The organism is Pseudoalteromonas sp. KAN5, assembly GCF_022846535.1.
Taxonomy (GTDB): domain Bacteria; phylum Pseudomonadota; class Gammaproteobacteria; order Enterobacterales; family Alteromonadaceae; genus Pseudoalteromonas; species Pseudoalteromonas haloplanktis.
The window spans coordinates 971,061-990,760 of record NZ_AP025589.1; the positions used below are offsets into that span (position 1 = coordinate 971,061).

The 19,700-nt window shown below is 42.5% G+C and carries 20 protein-coding genes; 17 read left to right on the forward strand and 3 right to left on the reverse strand.

What is annotated here, in order from left to right; all coding sequences use genetic code 11:
- The first annotated feature begins 3 nt into the window (after nucleotides 1-3).
- On the forward strand, nucleotides 4-1,302 hold the full coding sequence (gene serS, locus KAN5_RS04190; protein WP_016707453.1) for a serine--tRNA ligase: 1,299 nt from the start codon (nucleotides 4-6) through the stop codon (nucleotides 1,300-1,302).
- A 548-nt stretch (nucleotides 1,303-1,850) separates the two neighbouring features.
- Here the strand turns inward: serS and KAN5_RS04195 are convergent.
- Nucleotides 1,851-3,032, reverse strand: a complete 1,182-nt coding sequence (locus KAN5_RS04195) for a PQQ-dependent sugar dehydrogenase (RefSeq protein WP_244390924.1) — start codon at nucleotides 3,030-3,032, stop codon at nucleotides 1,851-1,853.
- Here KAN5_RS04195 and KAN5_RS04200 point away from each other — a divergent pair.
- Both KAN5_RS04200 and KAN5_RS04205 read left to right on the forward strand, forming a co-directional pair.
- Entirely contained in the window at nucleotides 3,017-3,472 is a 456-nt protein-coding gene (locus tag KAN5_RS04200; protein ID WP_138555861.1) for a hypothetical protein, read from the forward strand. The genes KAN5_RS04195 and KAN5_RS04200 overlap by 16 nt on opposite strands.
- 131 nt (nucleotides 3,473-3,603) lie before the next feature.
- Nucleotides 3,604-3,924, forward strand: a complete 321-nt coding sequence (locus KAN5_RS04205) for a hypothetical protein (protein WP_244390570.1) — start codon at nucleotides 3,604-3,606, stop codon at nucleotides 3,922-3,924.
- Between the two features lie 286 nt (nucleotides 3,925-4,210).
- Here the strand turns inward: KAN5_RS04205 and rne are convergent, their stop codons facing one another.
- The gene (gene rne / locus KAN5_RS04210; protein ID WP_244390571.1) at nucleotides 4,211-7,639 is read right to left on the reverse strand and encodes a ribonuclease E; all 3,429 of its coding nucleotides are present in this window, start codon (nucleotides 7,637-7,639) and stop codon (nucleotides 4,211-4,213) included.
- 622 nt (nucleotides 7,640-8,261) lie between these two features.
- On the opposite strand from rne, the gene rluC reads away from it, so the two are divergent.
- Both rluC and KAN5_RS04220 read left to right on the forward strand, forming a co-directional pair.
- Complete coding sequence (gene rluC, locus KAN5_RS04215; RefSeq protein WP_016707447.1) at nucleotides 8,262-9,221, forward strand: 23S rRNA pseudouridine(955/2504/2580) synthase RluC; 960 nt, start codon at nucleotides 8,262-8,264, stop codon at nucleotides 9,219-9,221.
- Nucleotides 9,218-9,868, forward strand: a complete 651-nt coding sequence (locus KAN5_RS04220; RefSeq protein WP_016707446.1) for an HAD-IA family hydrolase — start codon at nucleotides 9,218-9,220, stop codon at nucleotides 9,866-9,868. Before rluC ends, KAN5_RS04220 begins: the two co-directional genes overlap by 4 nt.
- Here KAN5_RS04220 and KAN5_RS04225 read toward each other — a convergent pair.
- The gene (locus KAN5_RS04225; protein WP_016707445.1) at nucleotides 9,858-10,457 is read right to left on the reverse strand and encodes a nucleoside triphosphate pyrophosphatase; all 600 of its coding nucleotides are present in this window, start codon (nucleotides 10,455-10,457) and stop codon (nucleotides 9,858-9,860) included. The two genes, KAN5_RS04220 and KAN5_RS04225, sit on opposite strands and share 11 nt — an antisense overlap.
- Before the next feature lie 142 nt (nucleotides 10,458-10,599).
- Between KAN5_RS04225 and yceD the strand changes: the two genes are divergently transcribed.
- From yceD to KAN5_RS04285, 12 genes are all read left to right on the forward strand, one after another.
- A complete protein-coding gene (gene yceD, locus KAN5_RS04230) occupies nucleotides 10,600-11,124 on the forward strand; it encodes a 23S rRNA accumulation protein YceD (protein WP_016707444.1) in 525 nt (174 codons plus the stop codon).
- 9 nt (nucleotides 11,125-11,133) lie between these two features.
- Nucleotides 11,134-11,304 (forward strand): 50S ribosomal protein L32, encoded by a 171-nt coding sequence (rpmF, locus tag KAN5_RS04235; protein ID WP_002962381.1) that lies wholly within the window; start codon nucleotides 11,134-11,136, stop codon nucleotides 11,302-11,304.
- Nucleotides 11,305-11,316: 12 nt separating this feature from the next.
- Nucleotides 11,317-12,360, forward strand: a complete 1,044-nt coding sequence (gene plsX / locus KAN5_RS04240; protein ID WP_016707443.1) for a phosphate acyltransferase PlsX — start codon at nucleotides 11,317-11,319, stop codon at nucleotides 12,358-12,360.
- A gap of 58 nt (nucleotides 12,361-12,418) precedes the next feature.
- The gene (fabD, locus tag KAN5_RS04245; RefSeq protein ID WP_016707442.1) at nucleotides 12,419-13,345 is read left to right on the forward strand and encodes an ACP S-malonyltransferase; all 927 of its coding nucleotides are present in this window, start codon (nucleotides 12,419-12,421) and stop codon (nucleotides 13,343-13,345) included.
- Nucleotides 13,346-13,357: 12 nt separating this feature from the next.
- Nucleotides 13,358-14,104 (forward strand): 3-oxoacyl-ACP reductase FabG, encoded by a 747-nt coding sequence (gene fabG, locus KAN5_RS04250; protein WP_016707441.1) that lies wholly within the window; start codon nucleotides 13,358-13,360, stop codon nucleotides 14,102-14,104.
- 239 nt (nucleotides 14,105-14,343) lie between these two features.
- On the forward strand, nucleotides 14,344-14,580 hold the full coding sequence (gene acpP, locus KAN5_RS04255) for an acyl carrier protein (RefSeq protein ID WP_016707440.1): 237 nt from the start codon (nucleotides 14,344-14,346) through the stop codon (nucleotides 14,578-14,580).
- 112 nt (nucleotides 14,581-14,692) lie between these two features.
- Nucleotides 14,693-15,931 carry a beta-ketoacyl-ACP synthase II gene (gene fabF / locus KAN5_RS04260; protein ID WP_244390572.1) on the forward strand — a complete coding sequence of 413 codons (1,239 nt, stop codon included), beginning with the start codon at nucleotides 14,693-14,695 and terminating at the stop codon, nucleotides 15,929-15,931.
- Between the two features lie 75 nt (nucleotides 15,932-16,006).
- Nucleotides 16,007-16,810: an aminodeoxychorismate lyase gene (gene pabC, locus KAN5_RS04265; protein ID WP_016707438.1), complete on the forward strand. Its 804-nt coding sequence runs from the start codon at nucleotides 16,007-16,009 to the stop codon at nucleotides 16,808-16,810.
- On the forward strand, nucleotides 16,804-17,799 hold the full coding sequence (gene mltG, locus KAN5_RS04270) for an endolytic transglycosylase MltG (RefSeq protein ID WP_016707437.1): 996 nt from the start codon (nucleotides 16,804-16,806) through the stop codon (nucleotides 17,797-17,799). Before pabC ends, mltG begins: the two co-directional genes overlap by 7 nt.
- A 30-nt stretch (nucleotides 17,800-17,829) precedes the next feature.
- Nucleotides 17,830-18,459: a dTMP kinase gene (tmk, locus tag KAN5_RS04275; protein WP_138555468.1), complete on the forward strand. Its 630-nt coding sequence runs from the start codon at nucleotides 17,830-17,832 to the stop codon at nucleotides 18,457-18,459.
- Nucleotide 18,460: 1 nt separating this feature from the next.
- On the forward strand, nucleotides 18,461-19,357 hold the full coding sequence (gene holB / locus KAN5_RS04280) for a DNA polymerase III subunit delta' (RefSeq protein WP_138555467.1): 897 nt from the start codon (nucleotides 18,461-18,463) through the stop codon (nucleotides 19,355-19,357).
- A gap of 8 nt (nucleotides 19,358-19,365) precedes the next feature.
- Nucleotides 19,366-19,692, forward strand: coding sequence for a PilZ domain-containing protein (locus KAN5_RS04285; protein ID WP_016707434.1), 327 nt, complete (start codon nucleotides 19,366-19,368; stop codon nucleotides 19,690-19,692).
- The last annotated feature ends 8 nt before the right edge of the window (nucleotides 19,693-19,700 follow it).

The following is a 19,700-nucleotide window of genomic DNA, read 5'->3' on the forward strand; positions in this document are numbered from 1 at the left end:
AACATGTTAGATTCTAAATTATTACGTCAAGATCTCGAGCAAACAGCGGCGCGCTTAGCTGCACGTGGCTACGAGCTAGATACTGCGACTGTCAGCGCACTTGAAGAAAAACGCAAAACACTACAAGTAAAAACACAAGAATTACAAAGTGAGCGTAACAGCAGCTCCAAAGCGATTGGCCAAGCAAAAGCAAAAGGCGAAGATGCACAACCGTTATTAGACGCGGTAAGTAACTTAGGCGCCCAACTTGATAGCGTTAAAGCTGAACAAGATGAAATATTAGAGCAGCTTAAGCAAATCTCTTTAGCGATCCCTAATTTACCCGATGAATCAGTACCAGCAGGTGCGGACGAGTCAGAAAATGTTGAAATTTCAACATGGGGCGAGCCTAAAAAATATGATTTTGCAGTAAAAGATCACGTTGATTTAGGTCAGGACTTAAACGGCCTTGATTTTGAAATGGGTGTTAAAATCACCGGTTCTCGCTTTACAGTAATGCGTGGTGCAACAGCACGCATGCATCGTGCGCTAGTACAATTTATGCTAGACACGCACACAGACAAAAACGGCTACACAGAAATGTACGTACCGTACTTAGTAAATCGCGACAGCCTATATGGCACAGGTCAGTTACCTAAGTTTGCTGAAGATTTATTCCACACCAAAGGGTTAGTGAACGATGACGGCGAAGAGCAAGAAGGCTTTAGCTTAATTCCAACAGCAGAAGTACCACTGACCAACAGTGCTCGTGACGAAATCTATGATGAAAAAGACTTACCCATTCGTTTAACCGCGCACACGCCATGTTTTAGAAGTGAAGCGGGCAGTTACGGCCGTGATACCCGTGGTCTTATCCGTCAGCACCAGTTTGATAAAGTAGAGCTTGTACAACTTGTAAAACCAGAAGATTCAATGCAAGCATTGGAAGAGCTAACAGGTCACGCTGAGCAAATCTTACAAGCGTTAGAACTGCCATACCGTAAAGTGATTTTATGCATGGGCGACATGGGCTTTGGCTCTGCTAAAACCTACGATTTAGAAGTCTGGTTACCAGCGCAAAATACCTACCGTGAGATTTCATCATGTTCAAACATGGTCGACTTCCAAGCACGTCGTATGCAAGCACGCTTTCGCCGTGCTGGTGAGAAAAAACCAGAGTTATTACATACACTCAATGGTTCAGGTTTAGCGGTTGGCCGTACACTGGTTGCGATTTTAGAAAACTACCAACAAGCCGACGGCTCAGTTGTAGTACCAGAAGTACTTCGTCCCTATATGAACGGACTTGAAGTGATTAAATAAGTTCTTTGGAGCTGTAAGTTTTAAGCTTTAAGAGAAGCCGCTGTTTGTAACGAACAGCGGCTTTTTTATTATGAATTAAGGTCATAGATTCATGGTTCAGAGTCTAAGCACAGAAATAATGAGTTATGAGATTAACTCGGTGTGCAATTCATCGTGTAGGAATCGTCTTTAGCCATGATTAGCTTATAGTTAGAAAGGTTTAAGGACAAAGCGCAAGAGCAATAAAAATCTGAAACAGGATTTAGTAAATTAACCCCATTTTTCAGTGATGTTCTAAATGGCGAATATGGCAGTTAACCGGGTAGCCGGGAGGCCTCTAACCTCCAGATCCCATCATGCGTTTTTTATTGATAGGAAGTGCAATGGGCGGTTCACCCTCCGTAATGATTATTGATCCAAATATTTCTCAATGACGCTAAACCTTGTGAACCTAAATCAATAAGCAAGTTCGTTTAATTCGTCTGTCGATGTGGCTGTTAAGCAAGTAGCTTACGGCAAACACACATAAGGACCGTGACAGCGTAAAACATGAAACTAAGCCGGCCTAATCACTTTGGCTTTATCAGCAGTAACTTAGCCTCTTTGCCATCAGTTAACACTGCGATATTTCCCTCTGTTGTCACAAATACATCCCGCAAACGCCCATTAACCTCAGGGAATATATGAGACTGGATAAACTCACCGTTAGCTAAATTAACGCCGTAGAGTTTTTTATCGACCAGCGTAGTGATTAGCACATGCTGTTGTAGTGACGGAAAAGCTAAATGCTTTGAGCCATAATACGCCATGCCTGATGGGGCGATTGAGGGCGTCCAATCAACCGTTGGTTTAGCCATTCCAGGGTATTCTCTAAACGGTGATATACGTGCTTGTGAGTAATCATCTCCGTTGGTGATCACAGGCCAGCCGTAATTAGTGCCAGCGGTTAAGTAATTTAGTTCGTCGCCACCAGCTGGGCCATGCTCGTGGCTGACTATTTGCTGGGTGTCATAATCATACACTAGGCCTTGGGTGTTGCGGTGGCCGAGTGAAAAAACAACCTGAGCGGCGAGGTCTTCATGATCACTAAATGGGTTATTGCTGGGCACATTACCAGCTAAATTAATGCGTAATACTTTACCTAATTGGCTGGTGATAACTTGCGCTTGCTCTCGATAGTCAAAGCCATCACCACTTGAAAATAATAAGGTGTTATCGGGCAATACTAAGGCGCGGCCAGCATAATGCTGTGGTGTGTCTTTATCTGTTGCAACGCGATAAATAATTTTAGGCTGAGAAAAATCAGTGCCATTAAAGGTCGCTTTAGCAATTACGAGCCGATTTGCGGCTAACTCGCCTTGTGCGTAGGTAAAAATAATTTCATGGGATTCACTGTAGTCAGGCGATAACACAATATCGAGTAAACCACCTTGGCCGGCAACATATAATCCTTCAAGGGGCAGTTTAACTCTTGATAACTGGTTGTTTTTTATTATTACTACATGGCCGTCACGCTCGGTGATTAACCAAGTGCCATTAGGTAGTTCAACCATACTCCAAGGAGAATTAAGCTCGGTTGCAAGGGGGGCAATGCTGTATTGTTTTATGGGTAATGTTGAGCCTGCGTGTACTGAAAACGCAAAAGCCCAAACAAGGGTAATACAACAGATAGATTGTTTACAGCTTACGCCTTTGCTAATGTGGATAAAACGTTTCATTTTAAGTTGAGATAACCATGCCATTTTTAACACGTTTGTTGCCTTCATTTTTAGCTTCCTGGTTACTTACATTCACACTTGCTAGCTTGTTTCATAGTCAATATGTTGTCAATCAATTAGTTAATGTGGGTATAGAGATAAGCTTTAATGATCGTGTTAATTTAACGCTTGATGATTGGCTCGGGTTATTACCAACCTATGGTGCAATAATTGCCGTCGCACTTGCGTTCGCATTTTTAGTTACAGGACTAGTGTACAGAAAACACCCTAAATATGGCATTCAACTATTTGTTATCGCTGGAGTAACGGCGTTTGCAGTTGCTTTAGTGGCCATTGAGTCAATTATGAATATCACGATTATTGCAGGTGCCAGAGGTTGGGGGTTCTATGCACAACTGATTGCAGGTGCAGTGGGTGGGTATGTTTTCGCTGTGTTAGCAAAAAACTATATTAGTAGAAATGATCGCTGCTAATTTTAATAGGGATAAGACTTGTCGCGATATAGTGTCTTTTTATTGTGAATTAGCTTAACTATTATTAAAATTATTGACCCAAAAAAGAAACTGAAATAGGGTTTAAACAATGTCAGCGTCATTCAGGATCGTTGACTCAAGTTTGGGTTGAGTTATCAAAAGAGCAAATACAGTGGACCGGCTCTGGAGGCTCATCAAAGTTATGGCGTTCATCTGAGTACTCAAGTAGCGCTTTTTGTTCAGAGTGTGGGAGTACAATAGGTGCAATTGACGATAAGCCGACATTAGCACTTGCACTCGGAACATTTGATTTACCCAATTGTAAAGGTTTCATCCCGCAGTCTCATTCTTATATTTCGAATTTACCCAAATGGTGGCGCATTGATCACTTAAAAACATGTGATCAGTTTAATACCAATCGACTTAAATATTTAACCATTCTAGCGGGCTAAATAAAGCGCTAACTGCGTTATAAATTTTTCATGTACGACTGCATGGATGCAGGAGGTAGAGCAATGCAGGAGCAATTGCCGAGAACAACTACATGTCAAAATTTATGCCTTGTTATCACTGTATTTATCTGTCGCTATAAATGGTCAGTAACTTAACACGATTGGTATAAGTAAAATAGTAGCAAAAGCTTGGCTTAATTAGAGAAAAGAGAGTATGAGAAACAAAAAGCCGCGTTAATTTTCATTAACGCGGCTTTTTAGTGTGTTTTAAGCTATTTCAAGAGTGTTATTCGACACTCATGGTTTTAGTCATTGCAGCGCTTGCACGTCCCGCAGGCTTGATAGAGCCGGCACGTAAGCCACTATCAGGAATAACTTCACGTTTGTCGTGAGCCATCGCTTTTGGCGTATGTAACACGTCGCTATCTGCAACTGGAGTCGGCTGGGCCATCGGTGCACTTGCTTTACCTGAGGCGATCACTGTTTTAGTGTGTGTCACAGGTTTTGCATTAGGCTCTTTCTCTGCCACTGGTGCGGTTTCAGCTGCTGGCTCAGCAACAACAGGCGCTTCTTCAACGACTTCTTCTGGTGCCGTTTCAATAGCTGGTTCAGCAACAACAGATGCTTCTTCAACGACTTCTTCTGGTGCCGTTTCAATAGCTGGTTCAGCAACAACAGGAGCTTCTTCAACGACTTCTTCTGGTGTAGTTTCAGCTGCTGGCTCAGCAACAACAGGTGCTTCTTCAACAACTTCTTCTGGTGCCGTTTCAGTCGCTGGTTCAGCAACAACAGATGCCTCTTCAACAACCTCTTCTGGTGCAGTTTCAGCAGTTGGCTCAGCAACAACAGATGCTTCTTTAACAACTTCTTCTGGTGCCGTTTCAGTCGCTGGTTCAGTAATAGCAGGTGCTTCTTCAACAACTTCTTCTGGTACAGTTTCAGCAGTTGGTTCAGTCACAGCAGGTGCTTCTTCAACAACTTCTTCTGGTGCAGTTTCAGCAGTTGGTTCAGCAACAACAGGTGCTTCTTCAGCAACTTCTTCTGGCGCAGTTTCAGCAGTTGGTTCAGCAACAACAGGTGCTTCTTCAACTACCTTTTCTGGTGCAGTTGTGGCAGCAGGTTCAGCAACAACAGGAACTTCTTCAGCAACAGTTGTTTCACCAGCTTCAGCGGCTTGCTTTGCTTTTAACTCAGCTTCATATTCAGCAGCAGCTTGGTCGGCTACCGGTATAAATGCTGGCGGTTGTGTACCTTGTGTTGGTGCAGCTTCTTCACCCTCAGGGCGACGACGGCGCTGACCGGCAGCACGTAAATGACGTGGTGAGCGGCGTGAACGTGTACGTGTTTGACCTTGCTCTTCATCAGTTTGTGTGGCGTCTTGTTCGCTAGGTGCCGTTTGCTCACTCGAAGTTGTGTGTTCAACTTTTTGCTCAGGTGCGTCTACAGGAGTTGTTTCAGCGACTGCTTTTACTTCATCCTGTTGCTCTACAACTGGCTTAGCTGGTTTTTCAGTAACAGCAGGTGCCGTTTGTTGTTCAGCTTTAGCTGTTTCGTTTGTTGTTTCAACGGTTGGTGCATTTTCATCTTGCAGGCGCACTTTCTTACGTAAGTTACGGCGTTGACGACGAACTTTAGGCTTCTGCTCAGGTGTGTCAACAGCTACATTTTTAGCTTGCGTAGTGTCTTTAACGTCTGCTTTTGCCTCTGTTTTTGCTGCGGTAACTTTGTTGTCATCGTTACGAGTGTCGTTACGTTTACGAGAATTAGGATTACGACGACGTTTATTGCGGTTGTCGTTTCTTTCTTGTTGCTCGTTGTTTGCTGTTGCTGGTGTCTCTTCAGCAGTACGGTCTGCTCGCTCGTTTTGTGATTTACCACGTGAATTATTACGACGGCGCTGGTTATTGCGACGACGAGAATCACCATCATTATTACGGCGCTGATTATTTCGCGACTCGTTAGCTGATTTTTGCTGTTGCTCTTTATTTTCAGTTTGCTCAGCAGGTGTTGCAAATAAAGCCTTGAACCAATTGCCAATGGCAGTAAATAAACTTACTTGCGGTTGCACCGCAGCAGCTTGTGGTGCCGCAGGTTTTGCTTGAGCTTGTGGTGCCGGTGTTGATGGCATAACCACACCTTTTAGTACAGGCTCTTCACGTACTGCAACCGTTGGTGCTTTAGATGTTTCGTATACTTCTGGTTCAGGTGCTGTGATTTGCTCGTAGCTTGCTGCTTCAATGGTCTCATCTTTACGTAAACGAATTACTTCGTAGTGAGGAGTTTCCATGTGTTGATTTGGAATGATCACCACATCACAGCTGTGACGTTTTTCAATACGGTGTACGCTACGACGTTGCTCATTTAACAAGTATGAAGCTACTGCTACAGGCACTTGTGCATTAACTTGTGAGGTATTGTCTTTAATCGCTTCTTCTTCAATTAAGCGTAGGATTGACAATGCAATCGATTCATTTGAACGAATAGTACCTTGACCACTACAACGTGGGCATGGGCCTTGGCTTGCTTCACCAAGTGAAGGGCGTAGGCGTTGGCGTGACATTTCAAGTAAACCAAAACGAGAAATTTTACCAATCTGTACTCGAGCACGATCAGGGCGAACCGCATCTTTTAAGCGGTTTTCTACTTCACGCTGGTGACGCGGTGGCGTCATATCAATAAAGTCGATAACGATTAAACCACCTAAGTCGCGTAAGCGTAATTGACGTGCAATTTCATCTGCTGCTTCTAAGTTGGTGTTAAGCGCTGTTTCTTCGATATCGCCGCCTTTAGTGGCTTTTGATGAGTTGATATCGATAGAAGTTAAGGCTTCAGTTGGGTCTATCACAATTGAACCACCAGAAGGAAGGCGCACTTCGCGTTGGAATGCTGACTCAATTTGGCTTTCAATTTGATAATGTGTGAACAGTGGTACTTCACCTTGGTAAAGTTTTACACGGCTCATGAAGTCAGGGCGAAAACGCTCAATGTGTGCTTTTGCTTCTTCAAATACACGGGCTTTATCAATCAGGATCTCACCAATGTCACGACGTAAATAATCGCGGATAGCGCGGAAGATTACGTTACTTTCTTGGTGAATCAAAAAGGGGGCTTTACCGCTGTCTGATGCTTGTTGAATGGCATCCCAGTGTACTAATAGAGCTTTTAAATCGTAGTTTAGTTCTTCAAACGATTTACCAACACCTGCGGTACGTACGATTAAACCCATGCCTTTAGGCAGCTCTAAGCGACTTAGTGCTTCTTTAAGTTCAGTACGCTCATCACCTTCGATACGACGAGAAATACCGCCAGCACGAGGGTTGTTAGGCATTAAAACAAGGTAGCTACCGGCAACACTGATGAAAGTGGTCAGGGCTGCGCCTTTTTGGCCACGCTCTTCTTTGTCAACTTGGACAATGACTTCTTGACCTTCTTTGATCACGTCACGAATATTTGGACGACCGTGGAAAGTATAGCCTTGTGGGAAGTAAGTACGGGCGATTTCTTTTAATGGTAGGAATCCGTGACGGTCAGCGCCGTAATCAACAAAGGCTGCTTCTAATGACGGTTCGATACGTGTGATTTTGCCTTTATAAATATTGGCTTTTTTTTGTTCGTGACCCGGGCTTTCGATATCTAAATCATACAGGCGCTGGCCATCAACCAGTGCTACGCGCATTTCTTCTTGCTGCGTCGCATTGATTAGCATACGTTTCATATTGTTACTCTACTGTTTATGTCGCTGACATGACGAAACTTTTCGCCTGTTCAGTTGCTCCATCGCTTCTTTTTGTACAGTCTCACGACTGGATCTGTGGGGGAGCTTGGTACTGTATTTGTACCTTAAGTATCTTTATGGTGCTGGCTGACAATAACGTCATGTTACGTTATTAAATTCTATTATGGTGTCAAAACTATCGGCTGTTTTTTACAGTGACGTATTCGAGTTCTGTCCAGAGTCGACCATTTATTAAATAAACTTAGGTGTTTTACAGTACATCTGCTGAACGGCGTATCGTACGCCGTCACGATCAGACAAATTATCTGTTCAAATTGCTTTTTTCATCAACATTTAATAACACTTCGTGCTCAACTTAACTGGCGATATATTACACGCATCGGAGTTAATTGAACGCACGTGTAAACTGGGTATGTATAAAAGCTTTGGAAAACTTATCTCGGATCTGTATGATCAATTACCCAGAATGTGCATCACGAATGTCTTAATGTGTTAAAAAGCACCGTTGTTATCTGCAAATACATATTTGCGTCGGTGATTATCCCACTATTACAACTGTGTTAGCAACTAAAATTATTTTACTTAAATCAGTGATTAGGCAATGTCAGAAAAAACCGGCTTACAAGTATCTTTCGTCACGATTACCGAAGACCATTTAGGTCAACGGATTGATAACTTTCTTATTACCCATTTAAAAGGGGTGCCTAAAAGCGCTGTGTATCGAATTCTTCGTAAAGGCGAGGTGCGTGTAAATAAAAAGCGCATCAAACCTGTGTATAAATTACAGCTCAACGACATCGTGCGTGTGCCACCAATCAAGGTAGCTGAGCGCGAAGAGTTTGTGCCTAAAAATCTGGATGTTGTTACTAAACTTGAAGATGCCATTTTATTTGAAGACAAATACTTGATGGTGATTAATAAACCTTCGGGCATGGCCGTTCATGGTGGTAGCGGCTTAAGCTATGGCTTAATTGAAGCGTTACGTGTACTTCGCCCTGATGAACGTAGTTTAGAATTGGTGCATCGTTTAGATAGAGATACCTCAGGTTGCTTATTGATAGCTAAACGCCGTTCAGTGTTAACCAGCTTACATGAACAGTTACGTGAAAAAACCATGGAAAAAAACTACTGGGCGCTAGTTGATGGACAGTGGGACTCAAAAGATAAAAACGTTACTGAAGGGTTATTAAAAAACACCTTACAATCAGGTGAACGCATAGTACGTGTTAATAATACCGAAGGTAAGCCGTCTCATACGCGCTTTAAAGTGTTGGAGCGTTTTGATGAGTGCTCACTCGTGCAGGCATCGCCTGTTACAGGGCGTACACACCAAATTCGTGTTCATACTCAGTGCCGTGGTCATGCGATTGCGTGTGATGATAAATACGGCAATCAAGCGTTTGATGCTGCGATGCGTAAAATTGGTTTAAATCGCTTATTTTTACACGCACATGACTTGAGTTTTTATCATCCTAAAAACGAAACTACTATGCGTGTTGAAGCCCCACTAGATAATGCTTTAGTCAATTGTATTAAAACCTTGCGCGCCGCTAAATCATGACAGCATATAAATTAGTCATATTTGATTGGGATGGCACCATAATGGACTCGGTGCCTAAAATCGTTAACTGTATGCGCCAAGCTGCATTAACCTGTGGTGTTGTAGCACCGAGTGATGAGGCGACAAAAAATATTATAGGTTTGTCTCTTGAGCATGCTGTTGCGAGTTTATTTCCTGAACATAGCACGGTACATACTGATTTGATTGTAGCTTATAAACATCAGTATAAATTTGTTGATGTAACGCCAACTCCATTGTTTACCGATGTGGTAGACACTTTAACGGCTTTAAAAAACCAAGGGGTGTTATTGGCTGTAGCAACGGGGAAAAGTCGTGCAGGGCTTGAGCGTTTGCTTGATGAAACACAACTTAGGGATTACTTTGTTGCAACTCGCACTAGTGATGATGCGTTGTCAAAACCTGCACCTGATATGCTATTGCAATTGCTGGTAGAGCTTAACATTAGGCATGTAGATGCGCTGATGATTGGGGACACTAAAATAGATATGGCGATGGCAAAAGCAGCCAATATTGACCGCCTTGGCGTGACTATGGGGGTACACAATGCGCAACAGCTTAGCGAATTTACCCCTATTGCAACGGTTGATTCCTATCAGCAACTAAGGACATTGTTAGTCAATCGTTAGTTTGATTGCTTAAAACATCAAAATCAAACTCGGTCAGCAACTGACTGAGTTTGATCAATGGTAAGCCAATCAGACTGTTTGGATCGTCGCCGCTGAGCTTTTCAAATAAACAAATTCCGAGCCCTTCACTTTTAAAACTGCCCGCGCAGTTATACGGTTGCTCTGCGTCACAATAAGCACTAATTTGTTCAAGTGATAGATGTTTAAATGTCACCTCGAAAGGCTCAACAACGGTTTCTATAATGTTACTTTTAATATCATATACAGATAAACCGGTTAAAAAGGTCACTGTATTACCACTGAATAAGCTAAGTTGTTTGATGGCATTTTCTTTAGTATGTGGTTTCCCTAATATTTGCCCATTAAATACGGCCACTTGATCCGAGCCAATGGCTAAGCCATGCTGAAAATGGCTTAGGGCTGCTCGCGCTTTTAATTCGCTTAAGCGTGTAACTAATTGCGCTGGAGATTCATTGTTTAATGGTGACTCATCAATATCTGGTGAGAAGGTATCGAATGGTAAATTAAATTTTTGCAATAAAGCCTGACGAAAAGGTGAACTTGAGGCTAAAATAAGACGGTGCTGCACGGATGGCTTTCCTAATGAAAATCAGATTGAGTTAGGATAAATCAGATCCGTCGCTAAAACAAAGAAATGAATCGCGAAAAACCAGCTAAAAATGGTTTTTTACTTTGACTAACTAAGTAACTATCTATATGATGCAGCCCCTATGCAAAAGGTGAAAATTCCCATCACTCTTCATCCAGGTAAAGCAGCCCAACATCGTTTAAGTTATGACGGTATTGTTCAGCTTGAGAAACTGACCCGTTTACGGGAAGTAATCCAGGAAGAAGTAGGTGAAATAGCGGTAAAAATTCATTGCAAGAATGATGAGCAAGGTTTGGTTGTGATAAGCGGCAATTTGTCCACACACGTAACGGTTACTTGTCAACGTTGTAATGGTGATTTAGGGTTGGATTTGGATCAAGACTTTGTGTATTCGCCAGTCGGTTTGGATGCAGAGTCAGATGATCTTCCAGAAGTCTACGATGAAGTAGCACTTGATGAAAATGGTGAAATAGACGTTTTTGAGTTAATCGAAGACGAACTGCTTTTAGCAATTCCATTAGTGCCTACCCACAACGAAGCTTCATGCAGTTATTCAGCAAAGCCTGCCAGCTTTGGTGTTTTAAAAGCGGAAGATGATAAACCAAATCCATTTGATATTTTGAAACAACTTAAGAAAGATTCTTAGGAGAAGACTATGGCTGTACAAAAGAGCAAGAAGTCTCGTGCAAGACGCGGCATGCGCCGTTCACACGATGCGATCAGTGGTCCAACTTTAACTGTAGACCAAACATCTGGTGAGACTCATCGTCGTCACCACGTGACTGCAGATGGTTACTACAAAGGCGTTCAAGTAATTTCTAAATAAGAGATTGCTTTTATGCTGACCAATCTAACCATTGCGTTAGATATGATGGGGGGCGATTATGGCCCCCGTTCATCTATCCCCGCAGCCGTTAACGCGGTAAATGCCAATGCCAACTTAAGATTAATCTTATGTGGTAACGAAAAAGTAATATCTAAAGAACTCGAATCCCTCGATTCTCTTTCTCATCCTCGCCTAATTATTCGCCACTGTAGTGAAGTTGTCACCAATAGCTGTGAACCATCTTCTGCGGTGCGATCAAAAAAAGATTCTTCAATGCGTGTTGCCCTCGATTTAGTTAAATCAGGCGAAGCGCAAGCGTGTGTTAGCTCTGGCAATACTGGCGCGCTGTTATTCATGGCCCACTATGTGTTAAAAATGTTGCCCGGCGTAAAGCGTCCAGCATTAATCTCTGCGGTGCCCACCGAGCGGAAAAACCCTGTTTACTTACTCGATTTAGGAGCAAACGTACATTGTGATGCACAAACCTTGTACCAGTTTGGTATTATGGGTTCTGTGGTTGCTGGGCAGGCACTTGGTTGCGACAATCCAAAAGTAAGTTTGTTAAATATAGGCTCTGAAGACATCAAGGGCCATGAAGACATCAAACAAGCTGCGCAATTAATGCAGCAGTGTGACTACCTTAACTACATAGGTTACAGTGAGGGCAGCGATATTTTCACTGGTAAGTCAGATGTAATCGTTTGTGAAGGGTTTGTCGGTAACGTAGCGCTAAAGACCTGTGAAGGCATTGCAAAACTCATTATGTTTAAGTTGACTAAAGCCTTGCAAAAGCATTTTTTCTATAAATGCTTGGCGTTTATGTTACAGCCGGTAATAAAAAAACTCTATAAACGAGTGAACCCCGACCAGTATAACGGTGCTTCTCTGGTAGGATTGCGCGGTATTGTCGTAAAAAGCCATGGGAATGCCTCAGATAAAGCATTTCATGCTGCTATCGATGAAGCTGTCAGAGAGGTTGAGCGTCAACTTCCTGAGAAAATAGCAGCTATTTTCGAGCAAACACATGCAACTAAAAAAGTCGCAACTGACGATTAATTATTTGTCAGATGTGTACTTAGACACTTATTTATTTGTTTAATTAAAAGAGCAAAGTATGGCACAAAAAATTGCACTTGTTTTTCCAGGTCAAGGCTCACAATCTGTGGGTATGTTAAGTGAGCTTTTAGCGCAATCTGACGTAGTTCAAGCAACATTTGCTGAAGCATCACAAGCACTTGGTTATGATTTGGCGGCGTTAGTACTCAATGGTCCAGAACAAGAACTCAATCAAACCCATCGTACCCAACCGGCACTATTAACAGCATCAGTGGCGATTTACCGTCAATGGTTAGCTGCAAACCCAGACGCAGAGGTTACTATGGCCGGTCATAGTTTAGGTGAGTATTCAGCGCTAGTATGTGCCGATGTACTAAGCTTGGCTGAAGCGGTTAAACTAGTCGAAAACCGTGGTTTATATATGCAAGAAGCGGTGCCTGCAGGCGTGGGTTCTATGGCTGCTATTATTGGTTTGGGTGATGATGAAATCAAAACAGCGTGTGAAGCTTCAGCACAAAATGAAGTTGTTGCACCTGTGAATTATAACTCTCCAGGTCAAGTGGTGATTGCAGGGCATAAAGCTGCTGTAGAGCGTGCTTCTGAAGCATGTAAAGAAGCGGGCGCAAAACGTGCACTGCCTTTATCTGTGAGCGTGCCTTCACATTGTGAGTTAATGAAGCCTGCGGCTGAAAAATTAGCAGCTGATTTAGCTGCTTTAACATTTAATACACCTAAGTGTGATGTAATTAATAATGTTGATGTAAGTGCTGAAAACTCGGCAGATGCAATTAAAGATGCCTTAGTACGTCAACTATATAGCCCAGTACGTTGGACTGAAACAGTGCAAGCACTCGTGGCGCAAGGTATTACACAAAGCTATGAGTTTGGCCCAGGTAAAGTCCTGACAGGCCTTGCTAAACGTATTGATAAAGCAATGGTGTGTGGCTCGGTAAACGATCAAGCCAGCATTGATGCAGCAAAATAAGAGTAGGAAACAATGGCAAATTTATTTTCGTTAGAGGGCAAAGTTGTCCTAATCACAGGCGCTAGCCGTGGTATTGGTAAAGCAATCGCGACAACCTTAGTTGCACAAGGTGCCAAAGTAGCGGGTACAGCAACCAGTGAATCAGGTGCTGCCAATATTAGTGAGTACCTAGGTGAGAATGGTAAAGGTTATGCACTTAACGTAACTGATCCTGCTTCGATTGAGTCGACACTTGCGGCAATAAAAGCAGATTTAGGTGATATTGATGTATTAGTAAATAATGCCGGTATCACCCGCGATAATCTTCTTATGCGCATGAAAGACGCTGAGTGGGACGATATCATTGATACGAACTTAAGCTCTATTTTCCGTTTATCTAAGGCTGTTTTACGCCCGATGATGAAAAAGAAAAATGGTCGAATCATCAATATTGGTTCGGTTGTAGGCACTATGGGTAATGCGGGTCAAGCTAATTATGCTGCAGCGAAAGCGGGCGTTATTGGTTTTTCTAAGTCACTTGCTCGTGAAGTTGCCTCGCGTGGTATTACAGTCAATGTAATTGCACCAGGTTTTATTCAAACGGATATGACTGATGAGCTTACAGATGAGCAAAAAGCAGCTACCCTTGCTAATGTACCAGCTGGTCGATTAGGTCAACCAGATGAAATTGCCGCAGCGGTGTGCTATTTAGCATCAGATGCAGCAGCGTATGTATCAGGTGAAACCCTGCATGTAAACGGTGCTATGTATATGGTATAGGAACTTTGTTCCTTTTTTGATTTCAGTAAGTTTATCGAAAAATGTTGAATTTTTTGTGATCTTGCTTTAAACATACTTGAATTCGCATTGAAAATAAGCGATAAAAGACACAAATAACCCTCAAGAGGTTTGACCAGATAAATATTTATCAGCAAATCCTTGAATCACAGAATTATGCGCCGTAAACTACGCCGCAATCTGAAAATAACGCATTGGCGTTTTTAATAAAGGAAAGAAGAATGAGCGACATCCAAGAACGCGTAAAGAAAATCATCATTGAGCAACTAGGTGTTAAAGAAGAAGAAGTAAAGCATGAAGCTTCTTTCGTTGATGACTTAGGCGCAGATTCACTTGATACTGTTGAATTAGTAATGGCTCTTGAAGAAGAGTTTGACACTGAGATCCCAGATGAAGAAGCTGAAAAGATCACTACAGTACAAGCTGCAATCGATTACGTAACAGCTCACGCTGAGTAATCAATCGCAAATTAAGGGCAGCATTCGCTGCCCTTAATCTATCCATAATATGATACTAATTAATTTAGTACACACCCACCTAAAATAATAATTCCCTTATTGGAGGCAACCCGTGGCTAAACGTCGAGTCGTCGTAACTGGCTTAGGAATGTTGACACCGCTAGGTAACGATGTTGAATCAACCTGGCAAGGCTTGTTAAATGGCAAAAGTGGTATTCAAACTATCACACATTTCGATACTTCAAGTTTTGGCACCAAATTCGCAGGCTTGCTGAATGATTTTGATGCATCTAACTATATGTCACCTAAAGATGCTAAAAAAATGGATTTGTTTATCCAATATGGCATAGCAGCGGGTGTGCAGGCACTACAAGATTCTGGCCTTGAGATCACAGAGCAAAACGCACAACGTGTGGGTGTTGCTGTAGGGTCAGGCATTGGTGGTTTAACACTAATTGAAGAAAACCACATCAAATTATTAAACAGTGGCCCACGTAAGCTTTCTCCTTTTTACGTGCCGTCGACCATTATCAATATGATCTCAGGTCATTTATCGATTATGCACGGTCTTCGTGGTCCAAATATTTCAATTGTGACAGCGTGTACTACTGGCTTACATAATATCGGCCATGCGGCGCGTATGATTGCCTATGGTGATGCCGATGCTATGGTAGCGGGTGGTGCAGAGAAAGCATCGACTCCGATTGGTATGGGTGGTTTTAATGCTGCGCGTGCGCTGTCTACTCGTAATGATGACCCACAAGCGGCTTCTCGTCCATGGGATAAAGACCGTGACGGTTTTGTACTTGCAGATGGTGCGGGTGTTATCGTACTTGAAGAATATGAACACGCAAAAGCCCGCGGTGCTAAAATCTACGCAGAGCTACTAGGCTTTGGTATGAGTGGCGATGCATATCACATGACATCACCACCAGAAGACGGTGCAGGTGCAGCCCTTGCGATGGAAAATGCATTAAATGATGCTGGCGTAAATGCAGATCAAGTGGGCTATATCAACGCGCACGGCACGTCGACTAACGCAGGTGATAAAGCTGAGACCTCCGCGGTTAAATCAATCTTTGGCAGTGCTGCAAAAGATGTGATGGTGAGCTCATCTAAATCTATGATGGGCCATTTACTCGGTGCTGCAGGCTCGGTTGAATCCATTATTACTATTTTGTCATTACAAGAGCAAAAAGTAACACCAACAATTAACCTTGATAACCCTGACGAAGGCTGTGATCTAGATTATGTTCCGCATACAGCTCGTGATGCAAAACTAGACTACGCATTATGTAACTCGTTTGGTTTTGGCGGTACTAATGGCTCGTTGCTATTTAAAAAGGTATAATCTTTTTTAACAACGAGACAAAATAAGAGCCCAGTTGTAGCTGGGCTTTTTTATATGCAAAAAAAATAACAACCAATGCAAAAAATAATATTTACAGATGCAACAAGCACAGTGAGTAATAAAGACCGCGGCCTAAATTATGGCGATGGGTTTTTTACTACCGCAAAAGTGCATAATTGTGAAGTTGAACATTGGCCATTGCATTGTGCGCGCCTTGAAGAGTGTGCTGCACGATTGGGTTTCGATGCGCTTGATATCGCCGCACTAACGCAGGCTGTTAACAGTTATATTCAAAGTGTGCCGCTAGGTGTATTAAAAATAGTTGTTACCCGAGGTGAAGGTGGGCGAGGGTATGCATTACCTGAGCAGCCACAAACCACTATTTTGTTGTCGCAATTAGCGTTTCCTGTACATTATGAACAACAAGCGCAGCAAGGGATTAAACTTGCAGTAAGCCCTATAAAGCTTGCTTCACAACCATTACTTGCGGGTTTAAAAACCTTAAACCGATTAGAGCAAGTGATGATCAAACGCGCGATGGATGCACAAGTATGTGATGATGTTTTAGTCTGTGATTATCACAACAATGTGATTGAAGCTTCTGCTGCGAATATATTTGCTATTCACAATGGCCGCGTTGTTAGCCCACAATTACAAAACTGTGGTATCAAAGGGGTTTATCTGCAATCACTGTGTGATAAGTTAGAGATTGAATTTATTGATATTACATTGCCTGAGTTACTGCAAATGGATGCGGTGTACTTGTGTAACAGTTTAATGGCCATCGTTCCTGTTATTGCTATTGCGGATACTGGCTTTGATTTAACGACTAGTTTAAAACTACTGCATGGTTTGTTAGCCAAGGAGTCTGCGTGTTAAGAGTGATTATCTCTATTGTGTTGTTGGCATTGTTGGTCACGGGGATTGGCTATCAGCAATTACAAAGCACCATCAACAGTACATTAACTGTGCCTGCTAATACCTTATTTGAAGTTAAAAAAGGCACCGGGTTTAATCAGCTATGCCAACAGTGGCAAGCTAAAAAATGGCTTGAGAGTTGTCTTCGTTATCAAATACTCGCCAAGCTGGATCCAACACTTACCGATTTAAAAGCAGGCCTATACCAACTTGATGAAAGCACCGTAGTGGATAATATTCGTCGAATAAATCAAGGTCAGCAAGTAAGCTTTAGTTTTACAATTATTGAAGGGCAAATGCTGCGGGATGTATTGGCAAAGATTGCAGTAGCTCCTCACCTACAGCAAGATTTAAAAGCAAACGAACTGGGTTTGCAAATCACTGGCAATGAACAGCATCTAGAAGGGTGGTTGTTTCCGGAAACCTACCATTATCATGCAAATGACACGGCCAGTAGCGTGTTAAGGCGCGCTTATTTAAAAATGCAGACGGTACTTGATACTGCGTGGTTACAAAGAGCGGATAGCCTACCTTATGAAAACCAATACCAAGCGTTGATCTTAGCGTCAATTATTGAAAAAGAAACTGGTCTTGCTAGTGAGCGGCCATTGATTGCGTCAGTGTTTAATAATCGTTTAAACTCCAAAATGCGTTTGCAAACCGATCCTACGGTAATTTATGGTTTAGGTGTGGATTTTGATGGTGATATTAAGCGTAAAGATTTAACCACTTATACGCCGTATAACACATACAAAATAAATGGCTTACCGCCAACACCCATTGCCATGCCATCAAAAGCGGCAATTTTAGCGGCCGTTAACCCACCAGAATCTGAGTATGTGTACTTTGTAGCAAAGGGAGATGGCAGTCATCAGTTTTCTAAAACGTTAAAAGAGCACAATAAAGCCGTGCAAGATTATTTACGTTATCAAAAACAGTTAGCGAACTAGCTTTAAAATTTACAACAAAAAAGAGAGATCATGACAGCAGCAAAATTTATTGTGATTGAAGGCCTTGAAGGTGCTGGAAAATCAACGGCAATTGCTATTTGCCAACAGTTTTTAGCTCAACACAATATTGACTTTGTTAATGTGCGAGAGCCTGGCGGCACCCCGATTGCTGAGGCGCTGCGCACTATAGTGAAAGACAATCACGATGAAGAGATTGCCAGTGAAACTGAGTTATTGCTAATGTATGCAGCTCGATCACAGTTATTACATAATGTTATTCGCCCAGCGCTTGCAAAAGGCCAATGGGTGTTAGGGGATCGTCACGACCTTTCGTCACAAGCTTATCAAGGTGGCGGTCGAGAAATTGCGACAAGCACTTTAGCTTCGCTTGGCGATATTGTGCTACAAGGCTTAAAGCCAGATCTTACTATTTATTTAGACATCGACCCTGCCGTGGGGCTTACCCGTGCCAAAGGCCGTGGTGAGCTAGATAGAATTGAGCAGCAAGCTCTGAGCTTTTTTGAACGTACCCGAGCGCGCTATTTAGAACTTGCCAATAGTGATGAGCGCATTAAAACAGTTAATGCCGCGCAGAGTATGGAGCTAGTTCATCAAGATATCGTTACGGTGCTTGAGCAATTTGTAAAAAGTAATCCATAACATGATTTATCCTTGGCTTAACGATGTTCATCAGCAGCTCACCGCCAGTTTTAATGCTGGGCGTTTTCATCATGGGCAGTTGTTTAATGGCCAGCAAGGTGTCGGTAAGCACGCCTTAGTTGAGGAATTAGCCAATGCTTTATTGTGTAGCGCGCCGCAAAATCTAGTCGCGTGTGGACATTGTAAAAGCTGTCACTTAAACCAAGCGGTGACTCATCCAGATAAATATACAGTGCAAACCGATGGGCAAAGTATTGGTGTTGACGATATACGCAGCGTGAGTGATTTTATGCAGCAATCAGCAGCGCAAAATGCCAATAAAGTGGTGGTGATCAATGATTGCCACAAAATGACCACGGCTGCTGCAAATGCACTGTTAAAAACCTTAGAAGAGCCAAGTCCTCAGCGATTTTTATTGCTAACCACCAATGCGACAGCACAATTGCCTGCGACAATTTTAAGCCGTTGTGCGCTCAGTGAAGTTAAAGTTCATAATACTGAAGTGGCAATGCAGTGGATCGCACAATTAAACGTCCCTGCGTATCCATGGTTAAAATTGTTTACTCAGCAACCATTGCTGGTCGCGCGCTGGCAGCAGGATGAACAGCTTGAAGTGATTGATCAACTTTATAAATTTGCAACTGAGTTAAAACAAGGCCATAATTTCAGTGCGTTAGTTGATATTATTAGTAAAGATAACGAACGTATTCGTGTATTTAGTTTATTTTTAAGCGAGCAATTAAAACAACAACTGATCACTGGAATGGACTTTGACTCGTACCAAAATGCACAAAACGCCTTGGCGGAGTTTGTGCAAAACAGTACCCAGATACTCGGATTGAATTTGCCATTAGCAGTTTCGCGTTTAGCGTATCGTTTACGTAACAGCCATAAATAGGATTGATTGTGCAAGAATTATTAGTCGATATAGATGATTTAGACGAGTTATACCGCTGTTATATGCCGTATTTAAAAACCGGTGGTTTATTTGTGCGCACTAATATGCGTTATGAAATGGGCCATTCTTTAGCACTTAAAGTTACCTTACCTGATGCACTAGAGGATGATGTGATCACTGGCAAAGTTGCATGGATCACACCGCAAGGTGCACAAAGCTCAAATCCACCGGGAATTGGGATTAGTTTTATCGATGATAAAACAAACCTGAATGCGAAGATCGAAAAACTACTAGGGACTATGTTAAACTCTGGTAATCCAACTTATACCATGTAGTAAGCAGT